General features: G+C 53.7%; 1 protein-coding gene. It reads right to left on the bottom strand.

All coding sequences use genetic code 11. From position 1 onward, the window contains the following. Positions 1–9: 9 nt before the first annotated feature. Positions 10–687, bottom strand: a 678-nt coding sequence (locus J5224_RS33015) for a GntR family transcriptional regulator (protein WP_264629126.1), incomplete at its 5' end; no start/stop codon positions are given.

The following is a 687-nucleotide window of genomic DNA, read 5'->3' as shown; positions in this document are numbered from 1 at the left end:
AATACGGCTTCAATCCGATATCTGTATTTCGTAGATATCACTGCGACAGTAAATTTCACAATATTCGAGCAAACCATTTTGCCCATTGTAGGTATGCTGGCGATAAAACAGCAGCGGCATGCCTGGCTGAATGTTTAACAAACGCGCGGTTTCAGCCTGACAGGCAATCGCCTTGATGCGCACCTTCTTTTTCGCCGGGAGAATCCCACGCTCCGCCCAGTATTGATAGAGCGAGTGCTCCAGAATCTCCGGTGCGGGCAACAGCGCCAGCGGGATCCATGTGGTTTCCAGCGACACAGGTTCACCGTTGATCAACCGCACTCGCCGTAGTTTGGTCACCCGCTCACCTTTCAAGGCAGGAACGCTGTTAGCAACCTCGTCCGGCAACAGCGTGGTGGTACGCTCCAGCCAGCGATTACCGGCAACACCTCCGGATTGCAACACCAGCTTGGGGAACCCGGCTTCTTCGTCATCCAGCGAATAGTCAAGGTGCTGGCTGATACGCGTTCCGACGCCCTGCTGGCGAACAATCAATCCCTTTTCTTCCAACAACGCCAAAGCGCGAGAGACCGTAACGCGAGAAATGTCCAACTGCTGCGCAATCGCGCGTTCAGCGGGAAAGAATTGCCCTGCCAGCGCTTTGTTCTGGTTGATGCCTTGCTCCAAAACCATCGCTAATTGCATATA

This window comes from Candidatus Symbiopectobacterium sp. NZEC135, from assembly GCF_025962695.1.
Note: the sequence above shows the minus strand (reverse complement) of the source record. Positions and strands in the feature narration are given on the sequence as shown.